The sequence below is a fragment of the Longimicrobium sp. genome, assembly GCF_036280135.1.
Classification (GTDB): domain Bacteria; phylum Gemmatimonadota; class Gemmatimonadetes; order Longimicrobiales; family Longimicrobiaceae; genus Longimicrobium.
Genome location: NZ_DASURI010000293.1, coordinates 1 through 4,750, shown reverse-complemented (window position 1 = coordinate 4,750; position 4,750 = coordinate 1). Strand labels below are relative to the sequence as shown.

The 4,750-nt window shown below is 68.7% G+C and carries 6 protein-coding genes; 1 reads left to right on the top strand and 5 read right to left on the bottom strand.

Annotated elements, in window-relative coordinates:
• Positions 1-938, bottom strand: a 938-nt coding sequence (locus tag VFZ20_RS09245) for an OB-fold nucleic acid binding domain-containing protein (RefSeq protein WP_329683575.1), incomplete at its 3' end; no start/stop codon positions are given.
• 238 nt (positions 939-1,176) lie between these two features.
• On the opposite strand from VFZ20_RS09245, the gene VFZ20_RS09240 reads away from it, so the two are divergent.
• Positions 1,177-1,485, top strand: coding sequence for a pinensin family lanthipeptide (locus VFZ20_RS09240; RefSeq protein ID WP_329683574.1), 309 nt, complete (start codon positions 1,177-1,179; stop codon positions 1,483-1,485).
• Positions 1,486-1,581: 96 nt separating this feature from the next.
• On the opposite strand, the gene VFZ20_RS09235 is transcribed toward VFZ20_RS09240, so the two are convergent.
• The 4 genes from VFZ20_RS09235 to VFZ20_RS09220 all read right to left on the bottom strand — a co-directional run.
• Entirely contained in the window at positions 1,582-1,830 is a 249-nt protein-coding gene (locus VFZ20_RS09235; RefSeq protein WP_329683573.1) for a hypothetical protein, read from the bottom strand.
• A 92-nt stretch (positions 1,831-1,922) separates the two neighbouring features.
• On the bottom strand, positions 1,923-2,177 hold the full coding sequence (locus tag VFZ20_RS09230) for a hypothetical protein (protein WP_329683572.1): 255 nt from the start codon (positions 2,175-2,177) through the stop codon (positions 1,923-1,925).
• Between the two features lie 184 nt (positions 2,178-2,361).
• Entirely contained in the window at positions 2,362-3,291 is a 930-nt protein-coding gene (gene ftsY, locus VFZ20_RS09225) for a signal recognition particle-docking protein FtsY (protein WP_329683571.1), read from the bottom strand.
• 236 nt (positions 3,292-3,527) lie between these two features.
• Positions 3,528-4,750: non-ribosomal peptide synthetase (locus tag VFZ20_RS09220; protein ID WP_329683570.1), on the bottom strand; the 1,223-nt coding region annotated here is incomplete at its 5' end.

The window sequence follows — 4,750 nt, the reverse complement described above, 5'->3', positions numbered from 1 at the left end:
ACGGCGCGCAGCATGGCGAACAGCGCCACCACCGTCTTGCCGGAGCCCACGTCGCCCTGCAGCAGGCGGTTCATCCGCCGCGCGCTCCCCATGTCCTCGCCAATCTCCTTGAGCACGCGCTTTTGCGCGTCCGTCAGGCTGAACGGGAGCGACTTGTGGAAGGGCTTCACCAGCCGGTCCGTGCGCGCGAACGCGATGCCCGGGTGCTCCGTGGCCGCCTTGTGGTGTGCCTGGGCGTAGAGCAGCTGGAGGAAGAAGAGCTCCTCGAACGCCAGCCGCCGCCGCCCCGCCTCGGCGTCGGCGAGGGAGGTGGGGCGGTGCATCCAGTCCAGCGCCTGCGCCATGGATGGCAGCCCGGCGCGCTCGCGGACGTCCGCGGGGAGCGGATCCTCGTCCTTGGCCTGGCGCAGCAGGTCGTCCAGGTTCTCGGAGATGAGCGTGCGCACCTGGCGGTGCGTGAGCCCTTCCGTGGCCGGGTAGACGGGGAAGATAGTGCCGCTTTCCTCTGTGGCGTCCTCGCCCTCGCGCGCCAGGACCGTGAACTCCCTGGGCTGGAACTGGCGGCCGTGGTAGAAGCGCACGCCGCCGCGCAGCAGCAGCAGGTCGCCGCGCTGGATGGTGCGGTCCAGGAAGGGCTGGCCGGGCCAGGAGCACTCGATGAGCCCCGTGGAATCGCGAACGACGGCCTGGAAGATCCGCAGGCCGCGCCGGGTGGGGAGCACGCCCTTGGAGACCACGCGGCCCACGATGGTGGCCTCCATCCCCGCGTCCAGCGCCTTGATGCGCGTGACGGTGGAGGCGTCCTCGTACCGGTGGGGGACGTGAAAGAGCACGTCCCGTGCGGTGAGCAGACCCAGCTTGGCCAGCAGGTCTGCCCGCTTGGGACCCACGCCCTTGAGGAACTGCGCGGGCCGGTCGAGGTCGGTGTACGCGGGCACGAACGGCTTTCGGGAAACGGACGGCGCGGGCGCGCCGGGGACGTTCGGAATGTATTCGGCAGGCGGGAGATGCGCGAGTGGGCACGAGGCCCCGCCCGCGAAATCCGTCTTCATAAATCGATCATTTTGGGACGCCGCGATCAAGACTGTCAGATTCCGATGCCCTAAACGCGTTATGGATCGTCACCCTGAAGGCACCCTTCGGCGTGACACTCCCCCCATTCTTTTGGTGAATGCCATGAAGAAGCTCAACCTGCAGGACCTGGAAGTGGAATCGTTCGCGACGGCGGACCAGGGCCCGCGCGCGGGCACGGTGATGGGCCACGAGCAGGAGAGCCTGCACAGCTGCCCGCAGGTGGGCTGCGACACCCTCGATGTCACCTGTGGGTGCACGGGCGGCGACACGTGGACGCAGGTGCACACCTGCGAGCCCACCTGTGCGGACGGCTGCCATTTGAGCCTGGGCGGCGACCCGGCGGACTTCAGCTGCAATCCCGACTGCTTCAGCTACTACACGAACTGCCATCGCTGCACGTTCTGGACGTGAGCGTATCCGCCCGGGCACGGCTCCGGGCGGCCAGCAAACACAGCGCGCCCCCGCCGAAGGACCGGCGGGGGCGCGTTCCGTCCATCAGGCGACGGATCAGCAGCCCTCGTAGCCGGCGACCGTGGGGCAGTAGAAGTGCGTGGGGCAGGTGTTGTAGCAGGTCTCGCCGCGGCAGGTGCCGCAGGTGATGTCCCACTCCGTGTCGCCGCCGCAGCCGCACAGGCGCTCCACGCAGGTGGAGTCGCTGGCGTTGCCGCGCACGGTGCCGCGCCCGTCCAGGTCCTTTTCCACCGCCTCGAACGACTCCACGTGCAGCGTGTCCAGCGTCAGCTTGAGCTTCTTCATGTTAATTCTCCGCTCGGGGTGACTAGAAAGGAGCCCTCGGCAGGTCCGAGGGCGGTGCGGCCCGGAGTGTCGCTCGCGGGGCCGGAAAGAGATCAGCAGCCCGGATAGTACTGGTTGGTGGGACAGTTGAGGTACGTGGCGCAGCCGTAGTAGCACGTGTCCTCGTCGTAATCGCACGTGCCGCACGACTGGTTGTACTCGGACGGTTCACGGCACTCGCAGATGCGCTGGAAGCAGGTGGAGTCGCTGGCGTTGCCATGCACGGTGCCGCGCTGCAGCGCCTCGTCGTCACCCGTCTGGAACGAATCCACCGTGAGCTCGTCCAGGCTCAACCGGAGCTTCTTCATCGTCCTCCTTTGCCGGATGTGAACGGTTCCGCCCCGTCGGCCCACCGGGCAAAGGGGGACACGAGATAGATGATTTAGCATTGATCGTCTCAAAAGGCAATCCATACCTCCCAAAGCAGGACGAGCCGGGACGCTCTCTGCGCCCCGGCCCGCCGCATCTTTCTCCGTACCTCCGTACCGCCCTTCAGACCTCCAGCACTTCCTCCGCGAAGGCTTCCACCTCGAAGGGCAGCAGGTCGTCCATCTTTTCGCCCACGCCGATGAACTTGACGGGCAGGTCGAACTCCTCCTTGAGGGCGACGACGATGCCGCCCTTGGCCGTGCCGTCCATCTTGGTGAGCACGATGCCGGAGAGGGGCAGCGTCTGGCCAAAGGTGCGGATCTGCGCCATGGCGTTCTGCCCCACGGTGCTGTCGAGGACGATGAGCGTCTCGTGCGGCGCGCCCTCCATCTTCCTGGCGATGACACGCTGCACCTTCTCCAGCTCCTTCATCAGGTCGTGCTGGGTGTGCAGGCGGCCGGCCGTGTCGATGATGACGACGTCCGTCCCCTTGGCGGTCGCCTGCTCCAGCGCATCGAAGGCAACGGCAGCGGGGTCGCGGCCGGGCTCGCTGCCCACGAAGTCGCATCCCACGCGCTCGGACCAGCGCCGCAGTTGCTCGATGGCGCCCGCGCGAAAGGTGTCGCCCGCGGCAATCATCACCTTGCGGCCCTGGCGCGTGAGCCGGTGCGCCAGCTTGGCGATGGTCGTGGTCTTCCCCACCCCGTTCACGCCCACGACGAGAAAGACGGTGGGCCCGCCCTCGTAGTTGAAGCGCAGGGCCGTGTCGCTGCGGCCGGCCTTGAGGATGGCGACGATCTCCTCGCGCACGCCGCGCAGGAAGTCGCGTTGGGACTTGGCGATGCCTCGCTCCGCCAGCGTCTCGACGACCTCCACCAGCCGCAGCGTGGCGGGCACGCCGAAGTCCGCCGCGATGAGCGTTTCTTCCAGCCGCTCCAGCGAGCCCTCGTCCAGGCCCTTGACCAGCACCGTGACGTCCGTGAGCGCCACGTCGACGATGCGGTCCCAGAGCGACTTCTTGCCTTCTTCCTTCTTGCGGAACAGACGCGCCATCAGCCCATCCACGAAAAGCCGGCGCGGGGCCGGCGTGTTGTCGTCGTCACGAAAGCGACCGGATACACTCTCCTTCCGGTCGGGTGCCCGAATATACAGCGAGCATCATCCGCACGCACGGCAACGACAAAAAAGAATTCTCACGCAGAGCCGCGGAGGACGCAGAGTACTTCATCGCGTGACGAAGTTCCTCTGCGCCTCTGCGGCTCTGCGTGAGAATGCAGTTGGTTTTTTCCTCAGCCCTTCGCGAGCTCCCGCTGCGCGAGGATGGCGTTGGCCATCTGCCGAACGGTGGCGCCGGCGTAGAGCGTGGCCAGGGGCAGGTCGCACTCCAGGCGCCGGTTCACCAGCGTGGACAGGCGCAGCGCCAGCAGCGAGTTGCCCCCCAGTTCGAAGAAGTCGCGCGTGGGGCTGATGCCGCCCACCCCCAGCAGGTCCTCCCACAGGTGGACGAGCGCCGCCTCCACCTCGTTGCGCGGCTCCTCGCGGCCGCCGTGCACGCGGTAGTCCGGCGCGGGCAGCGTCCGCGCGTCCAGCTTGCCGGCGGCCGTGGCGGGCAGCGCGTCCAGCCGCACGAACGCGTCCGGCACCATGTAGTCCGGCAGCCGCTCGCGCAGGTGCCCGCGCAGCACCGCCGTATCGGCATCGCCCGCCACGTACGCCACGAGACGGCGGTCACCCGGCCGGTCCTCGCGGACGATGACCACGCAGGCCCGCACCCCGTCGTGGCGGCGCAGCACGGACTCCACCTCGCCCAGCTCCACGCGGTAGCCGCGGATCTTTACCTGCGTGTCCGTGCGGCCCAGGATCATCAGGTTGCCGTCCGCCTGCCAGCGCGCGCGGTCACCCGTACGGTACATGCGCTCGCCGGAGCCCGCGAACGGGTCGGGGACAAAGGTGCCCGCCGTGAGCGCCGCCCGGCCCAGGTAGCCCCGCGCCACGCCCGCCCCGGCGATGTACAGCTCGCCCGGCACGCCGATGGGCACGGGCTCCATCTGCCCGTCCAGCACGTAGAAGCGCAGGTTCTGGATGGGATGCCCCACGGGCACGGGCCCCGCGCGGTGCTTGCCCGGGGGCAGCACGTACGCCGAGCAGCCGACCACGGTCTCCGTGGGCCCGTACTCGTTCATCAGCCGCACGCCGGGCGCGTGGTCCTGCCAGAACAGCGTGGGCTCGGCGGAAAGGAAGTCCGCGCCCACCACCAGCGTCTGCGCAGCCGCGCGGGCCTCGTCCGCCGTCAGCAGGGGCGTGAGCAGCGACAGGTGGACGGGGGTGATCTTGATCAGGCCGAAACCGGGCTTCTGGCGCAGCGCGTCCGCCAGCGCCTCGACGGCGTTCTCCTCCGGCAGCAGCCGCACCGTCTTCCCCGCGAACAGGGGAAGCAGGTTGGTGATGGTCAGGTCCACGGCCATGGACGAGAAGACGGGCGCGCCGGTGCCGCCCTCCGCGCCGTACGCCC

What these genes read in the sequence shown, in the direction of transcription:
- VFZ20_RS09230 (WP_329683572.1), bottom strand. Translation starts at nt 2,177, where the DNA reads ATGAAGAAGCTCCGGTTGAGCCTGGACGAGCTCACGGTGGATTCGTTC.
- VFZ20_RS09240 (WP_329683574.1), top strand. Translation starts at nt 1,177, where the DNA reads ATGAAGAAGCTCAACCTGCAGGACCTGGAAGTGGAATCGTTCGCGACG.
- ftsY (WP_329683571.1), bottom strand. Translation starts at nt 3,291, where the DNA reads ATGGCGCGTCTGTTCCGCAAGAAGGAAGAAGGCAAGAAGTCGCTCTGG.
- VFZ20_RS09235 (WP_329683573.1), bottom strand. Translation starts at nt 1,830, where the DNA reads ATGAAGAAGCTCAAGCTGACGCTGGACACGCTGCACGTGGAGTCGTTC.